Raw genomic sequence first — 15099 nt, forward strand, 5'->3', positions numbered from 1 at the left:
TTTGTAAGAAGAGGTGTAGATTTATTCATTAAGCCCGAGGCGTAACTGACGTAATGTACTTGCTATTGCATCCAATTCAGCTTTGTAGGTTACGCCGTACCATGGCTCTTGTGCGGTATAAACGGCGACAGTTTGATTGTAATCTTTAATCGCAAGTTGTATCTGATTTGGTAAATAATACTCTTTCGTGACACCGTTGTCAGTATTTTCTAAAAACTGTACAAAGCCCTTTTCTAGAACCATGAATAAATCATCTGTAATCCCCCAAAAACTCATTGAACCAAGAGCTTCCTTAGCAATACTCTGACGCTCACCTAGAGAGTTATTACCTAACAAAATATCTTGCTCTAGCTTGATATCAAGATATTCAACAACATCGATTAAATGTTGTTGCTCATCGATGCTACACACTCCGCGATTGACCCCTCCTTGAGTCGATAAAGTATCAACTACAGGGTAACCAACCATAGCCCAATCATTACTACGCTTAAAATGTTCGGCGATAATTTTAAACGAAGAGGCCCCATAATAATCATCGGCTGTAATTACAATTGCAGGGTTCTTTACATAGGGTTTTGCACATAAAAGAGCGTGGCCTGTTCCCCAAGGCTTTTGCCGCTCTTTAGCTAAAGAAAGATACTTTTCTGGAATTGCAGTGATTTCTTGATTAACTAAGATAACTTCAAGTGATTTAGGCAAACGGGGTAAAATTCTTGCTTCAAATTCGGCTCGAATATTAGCATTTATGATGATAACAGCTTGAGTTACACCTACTTGAACAGCATCTCGAATACTTAGTTCCATAATAGTACTGTTAAGACCTGGAATATCAGCAATTTGTTTGTTTCCACCAAAGCGACTACCGAGTCCGCCAGCTAATACGATTAAGGTTAGAGAATGATGAGTCATTGCGCGAGTAATAAGATGAACAAAGGAAAAGTGTACCAGAACCTTTGATATTCGAGCAACGGCTGTTAATAAGGATTGTAAGTATTAAAAAGCACTATGTTAAGAGAGATTTAAGAGGGCACAAAGTAGAGCTCAGTGCTCCTCAAAAATCATCAGCACGTTGTAGTGATTAAGTGTTTATTTGAAGGTTGCTAGCAACTGTAATAACTGTTGCAGTTTAATAACGGTTTTTTTCAGCTTTTCTTCGTCCATACCGTCGTTGCTTAAGCTTTCTACATCAGCTGCAACATCGAGAACGTAAGGTTTAAAGCGTTTCGCTTCAAAATCAAAGCCAGCATCTTTTGCAAATAAGGCTTTGAATTTGCCATGGCCTTGCTGCTGTAAATCATCTAATTTTTTATCAGCATCAAGTGCCTGACGATAAACGATTTTTAGGTTAGCATTGAGTTGTTCAATAATTGAATCCATTTTTTTCCTAAAGCTTTAGACTGCAATGCCGATATAGTACGTGGATTGTCATAAAAAGTCAGGTAATGAACTATGAATATATCAGGATCAAGCTTACCAGCTATGAGTGGCGGTGGCGAAAGCGCAGAAGTTTACAGCGCATCACTTGCTAAAAAACAGCAAAAGGCTGATGGTGCTGCGGCACTTGCACTTATCGAAGGCGCAGCAATGAATACCAGTGCTGCACAAACACCTGCTAAGTCGGTAACTGCGACACTAGGTAACAACGTAAACGTATACGTTTAGTTGTTAAACTAGATTGAGATCGATAGGCGTTTTACTTTTTTCGCCGCCGATCTCACGCACCAACTTAGGAACCAAGAACCCCGGCAATGCTGCCAGCATAGCCGTTACGATTTCCCGTGCCTGACTCTCAGCTATATCAAAATGGCTAGCACCCTCAACTTTATCTAGTAGATGTAAGTAGTAAGGAAGTATATCTGCCTCAAACAGAGCCTCACTTAGTGCAACTTGCGACTCGACAGAATCATTTACATCTTTTAGTAACACCGCCTGATTTAGTAACGTCACCCCTGCAGCTTTTAACTTTTGCATGGCCGCTTTAAAGTCATCATCAATTTCGTTAGCGTGATTGATATGATTTATAAACACCACCTTTAAGGGCGATGCAGCAAAGCGTGCACATAGCTCATCGGTAATTCTTGCAGGGATCACCACAGGTAAGCGGCTGTGAATACGCATGCGTTTAATTTGCGGAAGTTGCTCTAACTCATCCATAAACCAACTAACAGCATCGTCTTTAGCCATCAATGGATCGCCACCACTTAAAATGACTTCGTTGATGTTGTTGTCGGCTTTTATATAAGCCAGTGCATCAATTAAACTGCGTTTGTTTAATTGGTTTTCTTGATAAGGAAAATGGCGTCTAAAGCAATAACGGCAATTTACGGCACAACCGGTTTTAAACATTACTAAAACGCGAGAGCGATACTTGTGTAACAAGCCAGGTTGGTTGTTATCTTGCTCTTTTAGAGGGTCTTTGTCGTAACCTGTTTTTGCTAAAAACTCTTGGTGCCTGGGCATCACTTGCAGCAAAAGAGGGTCGTTTATGTCGCCATAACGCATTTTTTTGATAAATGGCAGCGGCACGCGTACAGGAAAAAGACTGCGTGCTTTGAGGTCTTTTTCGTCTACTTTGCTTGATAATCCTAGCATTTCTAGCAAGCGTTCAGGACAAGTGACAACATTTGCCAATTCTTTTTGCCAGTTTTTATGCAAATTTACTTCATTTCTTTGTATCATTGACACGTAGATTACTCGAAATTATTTAGACAGAGGAAACGATGGCGAATTATAGCACCAATGAGTTCAAGGGCGGCCTAAAAATTATGTTAGACGGCGAACCTTGCAGCATCTTAGAAAATGAAATGGTAAAACCAGGTAAAGGCCAGGCGTTTAACCGTGTTCGTATTCGTAAACTTATCACAGGTAAAGTACTAGAAAAAACATTCAAGTCAGGTGAATCAGTTGAAGGTGCAGACGTAATGGATACAGATTTAGCGTATCTATACACTGACGGTGAGTTCTGGCACTTCATGAACAACGAAACATTTGAGCAAATCGCTGCTGACGAAAAAGCGCTTGGCGACAATGCAAAATGGTTAGTTGAAAATGACGTTTGTACTATCACGCTTTGGAATGGTAGCCCAATCGCCGTTACTCCACCAAACTTCGTTGAATTAGAAATCACTGAAACAGATCCAGGTCTAAAAGGTGATACAGCGGGTACTGGCGGTAAACCAGCAACATTAAGCACAGGTGCTGTTGTTCGTGTTCCTCTATTCGTACAAATCGGCGAAGTGATCAAAGTTGATACTCGTAGCGGTGAATACGTGAGCCGTGTTAAGTAATAGGCATTGTTAAGCAATTTATTATAAAATCCCAGCTTCTGCTGGGATTTTTTTTGGGAAACACTTTATGTCTAATGGCCTTTGGCAACCAAGCGCCGATATTGAAACTTTACGAGAGCGTGCCGCTATCATCCGTCGTATTCGCGAGTTCTTTTATGCACGTGATGTTATGGAGGTTGAAACGCCAAGCTTAAGCGCGGCCAGTGTAACCGATGTGCATTTAGCGACATTTAGTACCGAGTTTGTTGGTCCAGGTCATGCTGGTGGCTTACCACTTTATTTGCAAACGTCACCTGAGTTTGCCATGAAGCGTTTACTTGCTGCAGGCTCTGGGGCTATTTTCCAGCTATGCAAAGCTTTTCGTAATGAAGAGGCGGGTAGTCATCATAATCCTGAATTTACAATGCTTGAGTGGTATCGTCCGGGTTTTGATGAATTTGCGCTTATGGATGAAATGGATGAGCTTATGCAATTGGTGCTTGGCGTAGAAAGCGCTGAGCGACTCACTTATCAGCAAGCCTTTATGAACGCCTTAGGTGTAGACCCTTTAACTGCTGATATCAGCACATTACAGCAACTAGCAAAGGAGCAGGGCTTTGCCGATATTGCCGCGAATGAAACGCATCGCGATACCTTGTTACAGCTATTATTTTGTATGAAGGTTGAACCAACGATTGGCCAAGAAAAGCCTTGTTTCGTTTATCATTTTCCAGCTTCGCAAGCAGCGCTTGCCCAAATTTGTCAGCACGATGAGCGAGTAGCTGGGCGCTTTGAGTTATATTTTAAAAATATGGAACTTGCAAACGGCTTTAATGAGCTGACCAATGGCAAAGAGCAAGCAGCTCGTTTTAGTGAAGATAATCAGTACCGTGAAGCAAATGGCTTAAAGCAAGTGCCAATGGATGAGCGTTTAATAGCTGCACTAGAGCATGGCTTACCACAATGTGCGGGTGTCGCACTGGGTATAGATCGACTCATTATGCTGGCAACGAATAAGCAAAAGATTAAAGACGTACTCGCCTTTGATGTTGAAAGGGCTTAACTTATTTGGCTCTAGGCTCTAGGCTCTAGGTGTTTGGGTGCTAGGTAAAAAACCTAGCACCTAATTGCTTATAGCTCGTAAATAAATGTCACACCGGCAACCATAGGTTCGCCAAGCTGTGTGTATGTATGAGTGGTGTAACCGTCTAATGGATCGTTACCAAACTCAAAACCACGGGTTGGTACGTCTTCATCAAATAAGTTACGTGCCCATGCATTAATGCTCCAATTATCACTTTCATAACCAAATGAAGCATTCACTAAGTTGCTGCTAGGTGCTTTTGAGTTATGGCTATCAGAGAAGTAGTAATCGTCTTTGCCTTCTACTCCAATTGATGCATAAAGTGCTGGCGTAAAGTTATAACGCGCAGTGAATGCATATTGGTATTTAGGAGCTTGTGCTTGATCTCGACCATCTTGATCTAGGCCTGATTGCGCAACAAAGTCATTGATTTCTGTATGTAGATAACCTGCACTACCCGTTAGTAGTAAATTGTCAGTTGCTTGGAAGCTGCCTTCAATTTCTAAACCGTAGTTTTCACCAGAGCTTGCGTTATCGATATAGCCTGTGAATTTTTGACCTTCAACTTGCCACGATTTTAACTGCATATCTTCGCGGTACATGTAGAAAGCGGCAAGACGTAACACAAACTTATCGTCCAAAGAGCTGCCTTTCACACCAAACTCACCGCTCCATAGGTATTCAGGGGCAAATGATGTGTGATTAGCAAAGAAATCAGCATCTAGGTTTAAGCCTTCGTCTTTTGCTTTTGCTAAAGCTTCAGAGTTAATACCGCCAGCTTTATAGCCACGAGTAATGCTGGTGTAGATCATGGTGCGATCAATCACTTGGTATTCAAGTGCAAGCTTACCGCCCACCATGACATCATCCGTTTCTTCAATAAAACCGTTGTTGTCGGTGTAGTCGCCCTGATACTGCTCAACACGCAAACCCGTAATTAAGGTTGTTTTTGGGCCGATAGGTGTTGCTAATTGACCATATGCAGCAATATTGCTGGTTTCATAATTAGATGCAAATGGTTGTGCCAGCCAAGTGTATTGACGTTCTAAGTCAACTTCGCGGCCTTGATAGTAAATGCCTGCGACCCACTCGCCAGATTTACCACTAAATTGCAGCTCAGCCGCTTGATCTTGGCGATCGCGAAAGTAAGCATCTGTTGAGCTATAGCCCCAATCATGCAAGCCAGCAGCACATAATTCAGGTTGAGTTTCATCATTACACACCCAGTCTTCGTCATAGCTGTATAACAGCTCGCTGTCGATACCAGATAGGTTTAAGCTAACATCAAAAAAGTCAAAGCCGGTGTATATGTTTGCTAGGCCAACCGCAATGCTTTCTTGGTTGTCTTGGCCTGGTTCATCAGCAACACTGTAACGGCTGTTATCTAATGTGAATGCGTCATAGCCGTTATTTATATCGATGTAATGTACATTCAGTTCAGTACGCAGATGGTCGGTTAATTGACTGTATAATTTAAAGCGAGAGACAAGCTCGTCTTGTTGCTGGGTATCTTTGCCTAAATAACGGTTTTCTACATACCCATCCGATTCACGTTGATAAATACTAGCGCGTACTGCTGTGTCGTCGGTAATACCGGTACCTGCGGCAATACCTGCTTCATAGCTGTTGTAGTTGCCCGCACCTAATTGTATTTTCACACTTGGGTCAAGAGTGGGGGTTGCAGATTCCATTTGAATCATGCCAGCTAAGGCATCAGCACCAAAGCGAGTTCCTTGTGGGCCGCGATAAATTTCAACTTGGTCGATATCAAATAACAGTGAACTGCCGCCTAAACCAGAGTAGTTAATACCGTCGATCACTAAGCCAACCGAAGGATTAATAGGGTCAACAAACTGTGAGCGTAAACCGACACCACGAATTTGCACGAAACGACCACGAGATGCCCCTGAGGTAAAGTTTACATTCGCTGCACTAGCAAGCATCTCATCTAAAAACTTTGCACCGCGTTGATTGATTTCATGATCTGAAAACAAGCTTGCGCTGGCACTAAGGGTTTGAATGCTTTCTCTTTTGAAATCACCGGTAACTTCAATTTTTTCAAGCTCACCGTCTTCAGCGTAAGCAATCGAAGATGCTGCGAATAAAGGCAGGATGGCAGCAGATAATAATGATAAACGTCGTTTCATGCGGATTCTTAACTCCATTTTCGGGACTGCTATTCTAGCAACCTAGCTAGCCAAATGGCTATAAAATCAATTTTTATGATATAAACGCAGGCAATTATACGTAAATTGATTAGGAATACGACTATGACCTTTAAAGTAGACTTTAAAGTGCGTGATTATGAGTGTGATTTACAAGGAATTGTAAACAACAGTGTTTATTTTAATTATTTAGAACATGCACGCCATGAGTTTTTACATGCCCAAGGTATCGATTTTGCAAAGCTCGCAAGAGAAAAAGTAAACCTTGTCGTACTGCGTAGCGAAATGGATTACAAGGCATCACTTATGCCGGGTGATGAATTTTACGTTGCCGTTGAGCCCGAGCGTATCAGCCGATTAAAGTTTGCTTTTAGGCAAACAGTGTATCGCAAACATGATGATAAAGTGATGCTACAAGCGTTAGTGATTGGCACGTCAGTAAATGAAAAAGGTCGTCCTTTTTTACCAGAAGAAGTCGATAACTTATTCAAATAGTCTGCGTTGTTCTTTGATAAGCTAACTTAGAACAATTTTTTACAGATAAAACATGTTTTTTTAACGATCAATTGCGTTAAATGTTGTTATTATTACTACATTGAAATTTGAATAGTTAAAAAATATGAAGTTAGTAGCCTTGCCTCTTCTTTTTGTATTATTTTGCATGGGCTGCTCATCGACAGGGACAGTCACTAGTGAGCAATTAAAATATACACAGTGGCAATTATCAAAAGTGAATGGTTTAGCTATTCCTGTATCTCAAAAAGCCTCTATACGCTTTATAGAAGCGATGCAGGTTAACGGCTTTGCTGGCTGTAATAAATTTTTTGGTGAAGGTGCGCTCAGCGAAGATACGCTAACGGTAAATAAGTTAGGTATGACTCGTAAATCATGTGGCGAGCAAGTTAATGAGCTTGAGCAGCAATTATTGTCAGCGCTAAAAGAAGGTGCGGCAATTACGCTAACAGGTGAGAAACTAACTCTGCAAGGCGAGCATCACTTTACCTTCATTGCAAAAAACTAAAGTGGCTTAGCTTGCAGCAATTTTTTAACTGACGTACACTCAGAGCGTTTTAAAAGAAACGAATTTATACTTGTCGGAGTGCCTTTAACAAGGCTGAGATCGCGAAAGCGGGATCCGTGAACCTGATCAGGCTAACACCTGCGTAGGGAACAAGCTGCCTTACTGGGCGCTTGTGCGCCAAATTTATGGGGCATAAGTGGCACAGGCTGCACTAGTAAGCATTTAGCTTATTAACGATCCAATGGCGTTTGCCACTCTCTATTGCATTTGCAATATCTGACAAGACAACCCTTAAAGCAATGAGGTAAGTCATGTCAAACACAACAACTAAACCATCTCGCCGCGAAGTCCGCGCGGCAGCATCAGATTATATTTATAACTTAACGGGTCAACCCTTTCCTAATTCTCATAAAGTTTATGTAGAAGGTACACAAGACAATGTACGAGTAGGGATGCGTGAAATCACCCTCAGCGATACCTTTATCGGTGGCACTGAAGAGAACCCTGTATTTGAATCTAACGCACCAATTCGTGTTTACGATACCTCGGGCCCATACACTGACCCAGATTTTAAACTTGATGTGCGCAAGGGCCTTGAGAAATACCGTGAAAAGTGGATTGAAAGCCGTGGCGACACTGAAATTTTAGACTCAGTGACTTCGCAGTTTTCTCAACAGCGAATGGCAGATGAAGGGTTAGATCATATCCGCTTTGAACATCTACCAAAGATCCGCCGTGCAAAAGCAGGCAAAAACGTAACGCAAATGCATTATGCGCGACAAGGTATTGTAACGCCTGAAATGGAATATGTCGCAATTCGTGAAAACATGGGACGCGCTAAAATTCGTGAAGAGTTACTTGCAGCCCAGCACAAAGGCGAATCGTTTGGCGCTAGTATTCCTGATTTTATTACCCCTGAATTTGTGCGTGATGAAATTGCCCGTGGTCGCGCTGTGCTTCCTAACAACATCAACCACCCGGAAACTGAGCCGATGATCATTGGCCGAAACTTCTTAGTTAAGGTGAACGCGAATATTGGTAATTCGTCGGTGACTTCATCAATTGAAGAAGAAGTAGAAAAAATGGTGTGGTCGACTCGTTGGGGCGCCGACACGGTAATGGACTTATCAACGGGTCGCTACATTCACGAAACCCGTGAGTGGGTGGTACGTAATTCGCCAGTACCAATTGGTACCGTACCAATCTATCAAGCGCTTGAAAAAGTAAACGGTGTGGCTGAAGACCTAACGTGGGAGATTTTCCGCGATACCTTGATTGAACAAGCAGAACAAGGTGTTGATTACTTTACTATTCATGCTGGGGTATTGCTGCGTTACGTGCCAATGACGGCAAAGCGTGTTACCGGTATTGTTTCGCGTGGTGGCTCAATCATGGCGAAATGGTGTTTAGCGCACCATAAAGAAAACTTCTTATACACGCACTTTGAAGAAATCTGTGAAATTTTAAAACAGTATGATGTGTGTTTTTCATTAGGTGATGGTCTGCGCCCAGGCTCTATTGCTGATGCTAATGACGAAGCCCAATTCAGCGAATTACGCACTCTAGGTGAGCTGACAAAACTTGCTTGGAAACATGATGTGCAAGTGTTCATCGAAGGCCCAGGCCATGTGCCAATGCATATGATCAAAGAGAACATGGAAGAGCAGCTAAAACACTGTGAAGAAGCACCGTTTTATACTCTTGGTCCATTAACCACGGATATTGCACCGGGGTACGATCACTTCACATCAGGTATTGGCGCTGCGCAAATTGCTTGGTACGGCTGCGCTATGCTTTGTTATGTAACCCCTAAAGAGCATTTAGGCTTACCAAACAAAGAAGACGTTAAAGAAGGTTTAATCACCTACAAGATTGCTGCTCATGCTGCCGATTTGGCAAAAGGCCACCCGGGTGCGCAAGAGCGTGACAATGCATTATCAAAAGCACGCTTTGAGTTCCGTTGGCACGACCAATTTAACCTAGGTTTAGACCCAGAACGCGCCCGCGAATATCACGACGAAACACTGCCACAAGAATCAGGCAAGATTGCACATTTTTGCTCAATGTGTGGCCCTAAGTTCTGCTCGATGAAGATCACTCAAGAAGTACGTGATTACGCCAAAGATCTTGAAGCAAGAGGCATTGATCCAAATAACGTAGGCGATGCTATCGAAATCAAAATGGTCGATGTTGAAGCCGAAATGAAAGCGAAATCAGACGAGTTCAAAAAAACAGGCTCTGAGATTTACCACAAAGCCGTTTAATTGATGGAGCTAGGCATCAGCGATAGGCTCTGGGTTTTTACTTAGGGCCTAGAGCCTAGCGCCTAGAAAGTTTATGTCTTTAAAGATAGCGATACTGGGCTTTGGTTTAACTGGCCGTTTAACTGCATTGGCACTTGCTAAAGAGCATCAGTTAAGTGTGTTTGAGCAAGATGATGAACATGCTAGCAACAGTGCCGGCAGCGTTGCTGCAGCGATGTTAGCCCCCCTTGCAGAATCAGTCTTGTGTGAACAGGATTTAGCTCTACAAGGGCTTAATAGCATCACTCGTTGGCAGCAAATTTTAAGTGAGCTCGATGACGCTGTGTATTTTCAACAAACAGGCAGTTTAGTGGTTGCTCATCAGCAAGATAAGGGCGATTTACAAAGTTTTGTGAGCCGCTTAAAACCGCTTGAAAGCTATCAGGCACAGGCATTGGTTGGTACTCAAATTGCTGATCTTGAACCAGAACTAGCTGGGCGTTTCCATCAAGGTGTGTATTTACCTTGTGAAGGGCAACTCGATAATCAGGCATTTTATAGCGCTAGTTTTAAAAAGCTTACCTCGCAAGGAGTGCAATTTAACTTTGGCTGTAAAGTTGAATTGAACGCCCATCAAGTGAATGGCCAAAGCTTTGATTATGTATTTGATTGCCGCGGCTTAGGTGCAAAACAGGCTGAACCCTTACTTCGCGGAGTCAGAGGGGAGGTGGCGCGTTTATATGCACCTGAGGTGAACCTAACCAGACCAATACGGCTGATGCATCCGCGTTACCCAATTTATATTGCTCCTAAGCCAAATCATCAATTTGTGATTGGTGCGACTGAAATCGAATCGCAAGACTGCGGTAAAGTCACCGTGCGCTCGGCGCTGGAGTTATTGTCTGCTGCTTATACCGTGCATAGCGGCTTTGCTGAAGGGCGTATCGAGAGCTTGCAATCAGGGCTTCGTCCAGCGTTTGCAGACAACCGCCCGAAAGTCACAAAACAAGGTCGAGTGATCAGTATTAATGGCTTGTATCGTCATGGCTATCTACTCGCACCTAAAGTGGTTGATGATGCAGTGAGCTTAATTGCTTAAGGATAAAAATGAATATTTTAATTAATGGTCAGTCAGTTACAGTGAACGACAATACATCGCTCACTCAGGCGTTGAGCCAGTTTGGCGCAAGACCTCCATTTGCCGTTGCCGTTAATGGTGACTTTGTACCGCGCAGCCAATGCGATGCTAAACCCCTCAATGAAGGCGACAGCATTGAGCTATTGTCGCCAATTCAAGGAGGCTAAGATGGATAGTTTTTCAGTTTATGGTGAGCAATTTACGAGTCGTTTACTGATTGGCTCAGCACTGTACCCTTCGCCAAGTGTTATGACAGAGTCGATAGTGGCCTCACAGGCTGAGATTGTCACGGTTTCATTAAGACGTCAGCAAAGCGCTGCTGCGGGTGATGATTTTTGGCAATTGATAAAAAACACCGGGTTAAAGGTGCTGCCAAATACGGCGGGTTGCCATAGTGTGAAAGAAGCAGTGACCTTGGCACAAATGTGCCGCGAAGTGTTTGCCACTGATTGGATCAAGTTAGAGTTGATTGGTGACGAATATAATTTACAGCCAGATCCATTCGCACTGCTCGAAGCCACTAAAATTTTATTGGCCGATGGCTTTAAAGTTTTACCTTATTGCACAGATGATTTAGTGCTGTGTCAGCGCCTCGCTGATTTAGGCTGCGAAGTACTTATGCCTTGGGGCGCACCGATTGGCACAGGCAAAGGCTTGCTGAATCCTTATAACTTAAAAATGATCCGTGAGCGCTTGCCAAACCATACTTTAATTGTTGATGCGGGCTTAGGTTTACCATCTCATGCCTGTCAAGCGCTTGAATTAGGGTATGATGCCGTATTATTAAATTCGGCAATTGCAGGTGCAGGTTGCCCAGTAACGATGAGTAAAGCGTTTAAGAGTGCGGTTGAAGCGGGGCGATCTAGCTATGTGGCTAAAGCGATGCCAGAGAAAGACGTAGCAAGCCCATCAACGCCGACGCTTGGAATGCCATTTTGGCATCAAGAATAAAATGTGAGGAATAACATGAATCAGGTTGTATGGACCATAGCTGGCTCAGATTCGGGCGGCGGTGCAGGAATTCAAGCCGACATCAAGGCAATGCAAAGTTTTAATGTACATGGCTGTACGGTTATTACTGCTTTAACGGCACAAAATAGTTTAGGTGTAGAAGCACTTAACCCGATTTCAACAGAAGTGATTGAGTCGCAACTATTAGCCTTAGCCAGTGATATGCCTGCCAGCGTGATTAAAATTGGCATGCTTGCCAATGTGCAGCAAATACAGCTTATTAGTGAGCATTTAAAACATTACAAAGCAACTTGGGCAGAGCCGCCTTTGGTTGTTTATGATCCGGTTGCCATTGCCTCAAGTGGTGATTTATTAACAGAAGAAGATACTGTTAGTGCTATCAAAGAGTGTTTATTGCCATTAGTCGATGTTGTAACACCGAACACCCACGAAACACAGCTATTAACTGGTGTTTACCTGATTGGCCCAAGCGCAGTGAAAGAGGCCGCAAAGAAGTTAACAGGCTATGGTGCAAAAGCGGTGATCATCAAAGGGGGTCACTGGGATTACCCAAGTGGCTATTGCATTGATTACTGCGTGCAAGGTGAGCAGGAATATTGGCTTGGTAACGAAAAAATTCAAACTCCGCATAGTCACGGTACTGGATGCAGTATGGCCTCTGTGATTGCTGCGTGTTTAACCAAACAGTATCCTCTCAAAGATGCCTTTATTTTAGCGAAAACCTATATAAACCAAGGATTAAAAGCAGCCATTCGATATGGTGAAGGGATTGGCCCCGTTGCACACACTTGCTTTCCAACAAATCTAGCTGATTACCCACAAGTCATCGAAGCGGGAAGTTGGCTGGGTGATGAGCTCGACTTTGATTGCCCGGTTGATTTTACCATGGCAGCAGGTTTTGCCGAGTGCGACTCTAAACAGCTTGGGCTGTATGCCGTTGTAGATACGGTTGATTGGTTAGAGAAGTGTTTAGCAGAAGGGGTTAAAACCGTTCAATTAAGAATGAAAAATGCAGACGATGCAGCACTTGAAGAGTCGATTGCAAGTGCGGTTATGTTGGGGCAGAAGTACGATGCGCAGGTATATATCAATGATTATTGGCAATTGGCGATCAAGCACGGCGCTTATGGTGTGCATTTAGGACAAGAAGACTTACAAACCGCTAATTTAATCGCCATAAAAGAGGCAGGGTTACGCTTAGGTGTGTCGACTCATGGCTTTTATGAAATGCTACGTGCACATAATTACAGACCAAGTTATATGGCGTTTGGTGCTATTTATCCAACTACCACCAAAGACATGACAGGGCAAATTCAAGGTTTAGAAAAGCTCGAAAAATTTGTACCGCTAATGGCTGATTATCCAACGGTGGCAATTGGTGGAATTGATATATCACGAGCAGAGCAAGTTGCGAGCACGGGGGTTGGCAGTGTTGCCGTAGTGCGTGCGATTACTGAAGCCGAAGACTACCAAGCCGCCATTGCCACGTTAAAACAGCTGGTCGAAGGTCAGCCATAATATGAGCGCGCTAAGCGACAAAGAGCAAATTCGTTATAGCCGCCACTTGCTACTCAAAGAGGTGGGGCATGCAGGGCAGCAAAAGTTAAAAACTGCACATATTGTGGTTGTCGGAGCGGGTGGGCTTGGCTCACCGGCATTGTTTTATTTAGCGGCTGCAGGAATCGGGACGCTCACTTTGATTGACGACGATAAAGTTGAGCTTTCAAATCTACAGCGACAAATACTCTATAAAGTAAACCACATGGGGCAGGCAAAAACACAGGCGGCTGCCAAGGTGTTAGGCAGTTTAAATAATCAAATTACGGTTAAGCCTCTATGCCAAAAGCTTGATGAAAGTAACTGTGCTGAGCTACTTGAAGGTGCTGACATCATCCTCGATTGCAGTGATAACTTTGCTACCCGCTATTTGGTTAATCGCTATTGTTTAGCTAAATCTATCCCACTTGTATCAGCTGCCGCTATTGCAACGCAGGGGCAGGTGATGAGTTTTGATTTTCGTGATGAACAGAGTCCTTGCTATGGCTGTATATTCCCACAAACGGAGGAGCAAACAGCGCTTAATTGTGACAATGCTGGGGTATTGAGCCCGTTGCTGGGTGTTATGGGGAGCATGCAAAGTTTATTGGCTATCAATATATTGCTTGGCCATAAAACGGGTAGCGAGTTTATTCAATTTGATGGGCTAACACTAATGCAGCAGTGCTTTAATATTCAAAAAGATAGTGAATGTTCAGAGTGTAATCGTGGGGTGTAGGCGCGGTTTATAATGAATTTTAAGCAAACCACTATTGCTCAAGTGGTTTGCTTAATTGAACTTATTAGTCGTTAATTTTCGCAAATGGTGTGCCCATTCGCGTCACTGTTTCTGGGTGTTGATCTGATAAGAACTCAGCTTGATTTGCGCCCCAGGCTAAAATAACGGTAGAGCCTAATTTAAAGCGACCCATTTCTTCACCCTTCTTCAGAGTAATCGCATTGTCACCTTCAGTTGGGTAATTCCAACTAAATACATCTTTACCTGCTGGTGGCGTTACTGTGCCTGCCCAAATAGTCTCGATGCTAGCAACAATTGTCGCACCGACAAGTACCATGGCTAGCGGGCCAATTTCGGTTTCGAAGATAGCTACAACACGCTCGTTACGAGCAAATAGGTTAGGTACATTTTGCGCTGTTAACGGGTTTACCGAAAATAAATCACCCGGTACGTAGATCATTTTGCTCAGCGTACCATCAACAGGCATGTGAATACGGTGGTAATCTTTAGGCGCTAAATAAATAGTTGCAAACTTACCGCCTAAAAACGGCGCTGTGTCTTCTTCTTTGCCACCAAGGAGTGCTTGTAAGCTGTAGTCATGGCCTTTTGCTTGGATGATTTGACCGTCTACTACATCGCCTAATTGGCTAATTGCACCATCAACTGGGTGAGCAATAATGTCGCTTTCTTCAGCAAGTGGACGAATACCTTCTTTTAACGGGCGAGTGAAAAACTCATTAAAAGTTTTGTAATGAGCTGGATCTGGGTATTTAGCCTCAGTCATATCAATTTTGTATTGTTTGATAAACAATTTAATTAAGGCCGTTGTTAAGCCACCCGCTTTTGCTGCTGCTAACTTGCCAACCATGCGCGAAATGAAATGTTTTGGCATGGCATATTGCATAGCAATTTTGAATTTATCTAAACTCACTTGT

Annotated in this window: 16 protein-coding genes and 1 riboswitch; of the genes, 11 read left to right on the forward strand and 5 right to left on the reverse strand. The window is 43.2% G+C overall.

Annotated features, from left to right (window positions below; translation table 11 throughout):
* Window positions 1-21: 21 nt before the first annotated feature.
* Window positions 22-909, reverse strand: a complete 888-nt coding sequence (locus AOG27_RS16560; RefSeq protein ID WP_054554122.1) for an NTP transferase domain-containing protein — start codon at window positions 907-909, stop codon at window positions 22-24.
* Between the two features lie 177 nt (window positions 910-1086).
* Window positions 1087-1377, reverse strand: coding sequence for a hypothetical protein (locus tag AOG27_RS16565; protein WP_054554123.1), 291 nt, complete (start codon window positions 1375-1377; stop codon window positions 1087-1089).
* Window positions 1378-1449: 72 nt separating this feature from the next.
* On the opposite strand from AOG27_RS16565, the gene AOG27_RS16570 reads away from it, so the two are divergent.
* Window positions 1450-1662: a hypothetical protein gene (locus AOG27_RS16570; protein WP_054554124.1), complete on the forward strand. Its 213-nt coding sequence runs from the start codon at window positions 1450-1452 to the stop codon at window positions 1660-1662.
* A 3-nt stretch (window positions 1663-1665) separates the two neighbouring features.
* Here the strand turns inward: AOG27_RS16570 and epmB are convergent, their stop codons facing one another.
* Window positions 1666-2679 carry an EF-P beta-lysylation protein EpmB gene (gene epmB, locus AOG27_RS16575; protein WP_054554125.1) on the reverse strand — a complete coding sequence of 338 codons (1014 nt, stop codon included), beginning with the start codon at window positions 2677-2679 and terminating at the stop codon, window positions 1666-1668.
* Window positions 2680-2720: 41 nt separating this feature from the next.
* On the opposite strand from epmB, the gene efp reads away from it, so the two are divergent.
* Both efp and epmA read left to right on the forward strand, forming a co-directional pair.
* Window positions 2721-3287, forward strand: coding sequence for an elongation factor P (gene efp / locus AOG27_RS16580; RefSeq protein ID WP_054554126.1), 567 nt, complete (start codon window positions 2721-2723; stop codon window positions 3285-3287).
* Window positions 3288-3354: 67 nt separating this feature from the next.
* A complete protein-coding gene (epmA, locus tag AOG27_RS16585; RefSeq protein ID WP_054554127.1) occupies window positions 3355-4329 on the forward strand; it encodes an elongation factor P--(R)-beta-lysine ligase in 975 nt (324 codons plus the stop codon).
* A gap of 68 nt (window positions 4330-4397) precedes the next feature.
* On the opposite strand, the gene AOG27_RS16590 is transcribed toward epmA, so the two are convergent.
* Window positions 4398-6497 (reverse strand): TonB-dependent receptor, encoded by a 2100-nt coding sequence (locus tag AOG27_RS16590; RefSeq protein ID WP_054554128.1) that lies wholly within the window; start codon window positions 6495-6497, stop codon window positions 4398-4400.
* A gap of 123 nt (window positions 6498-6620) precedes the next feature.
* On the opposite strand from AOG27_RS16590, the gene AOG27_RS16595 reads away from it, so the two are divergent.
* The 8 genes from AOG27_RS16595 (at window position 6621) to AOG27_RS16630 (ending at window position 14164) form a co-directional block, all read left to right on the forward strand.
* Window positions 6621-7010 carry an acyl-CoA thioesterase gene (locus AOG27_RS16595; RefSeq protein WP_054554129.1) on the forward strand — a complete coding sequence of 130 codons (390 nt, stop codon included), beginning with the start codon at window positions 6621-6623 and terminating at the stop codon, window positions 7008-7010.
* 124 nt (window positions 7011-7134) lie between these two features.
* Window positions 7135-7536, forward strand: a complete 402-nt coding sequence (locus tag AOG27_RS16600; protein WP_054554130.1) for an META domain-containing protein — start codon at window positions 7135-7137, stop codon at window positions 7534-7536.
* Window positions 7537-7600: 64 nt separating this feature from the next.
* Window positions 7601-7702: riboswitch (TPP riboswitch) on the forward strand.
* 145 nt (window positions 7703-7847) lie between these two features.
* Complete coding sequence (thiC, locus tag AOG27_RS16605) at window positions 7848-9800, forward strand: phosphomethylpyrimidine synthase ThiC (protein WP_054554131.1); 1953 nt, start codon at window positions 7848-7850, stop codon at window positions 9798-9800.
* Window positions 9801-9873: 73 nt separating this feature from the next.
* Window positions 9874-10878: an FAD-dependent oxidoreductase gene (locus AOG27_RS16610; RefSeq protein ID WP_054554132.1), complete on the forward strand. Its 1005-nt coding sequence runs from the start codon at window positions 9874-9876 to the stop codon at window positions 10876-10878.
* An 8-nt stretch (window positions 10879-10886) separates the two neighbouring features.
* Complete coding sequence (gene thiS, locus AOG27_RS16615; RefSeq protein ID WP_054554133.1) at window positions 10887-11084, forward strand: sulfur carrier protein ThiS; 198 nt, start codon at window positions 10887-10889, stop codon at window positions 11082-11084.
* 1 nt (window position 11085) lies between these two features.
* A complete protein-coding gene (locus AOG27_RS16620; RefSeq protein ID WP_054554134.1) occupies window positions 11086-11868 on the forward strand; it encodes a thiazole synthase in 783 nt (260 codons plus the stop codon).
* 15 nt (window positions 11869-11883) lie between these two features.
* Window positions 11884-13407 (forward strand): thiamine phosphate synthase, encoded by a 1524-nt coding sequence (gene thiE / locus AOG27_RS16625; RefSeq protein WP_054554135.1) that lies wholly within the window; start codon window positions 11884-11886, stop codon window positions 13405-13407.
* Between the two features lies 1 nt (window position 13408).
* Window positions 13409-14164 (forward strand): HesA/MoeB/ThiF family protein, encoded by a 756-nt coding sequence (locus AOG27_RS16630; RefSeq protein ID WP_054554136.1) that lies wholly within the window; start codon window positions 13409-13411, stop codon window positions 14162-14164.
* Window positions 14165-14228: 64 nt separating this feature from the next.
* On the opposite strand, the gene asd is transcribed toward AOG27_RS16630, so the two are convergent.
* Window positions 14229-15095: an archaetidylserine decarboxylase gene (gene asd / locus AOG27_RS16635; protein ID WP_194442951.1), complete on the reverse strand. Its 867-nt coding sequence runs from the start codon at window positions 15093-15095 to the stop codon at window positions 14229-14231.
* Between the last annotated feature and the right edge of the window lie 4 nt (window positions 15096-15099).

The organism is Pseudoalteromonas lipolytica, assembly GCF_001306915.1.
Classification (GTDB): domain Bacteria; phylum Pseudomonadota; class Gammaproteobacteria; order Enterobacterales; family Alteromonadaceae; genus Pseudoalteromonas; species Pseudoalteromonas simplex.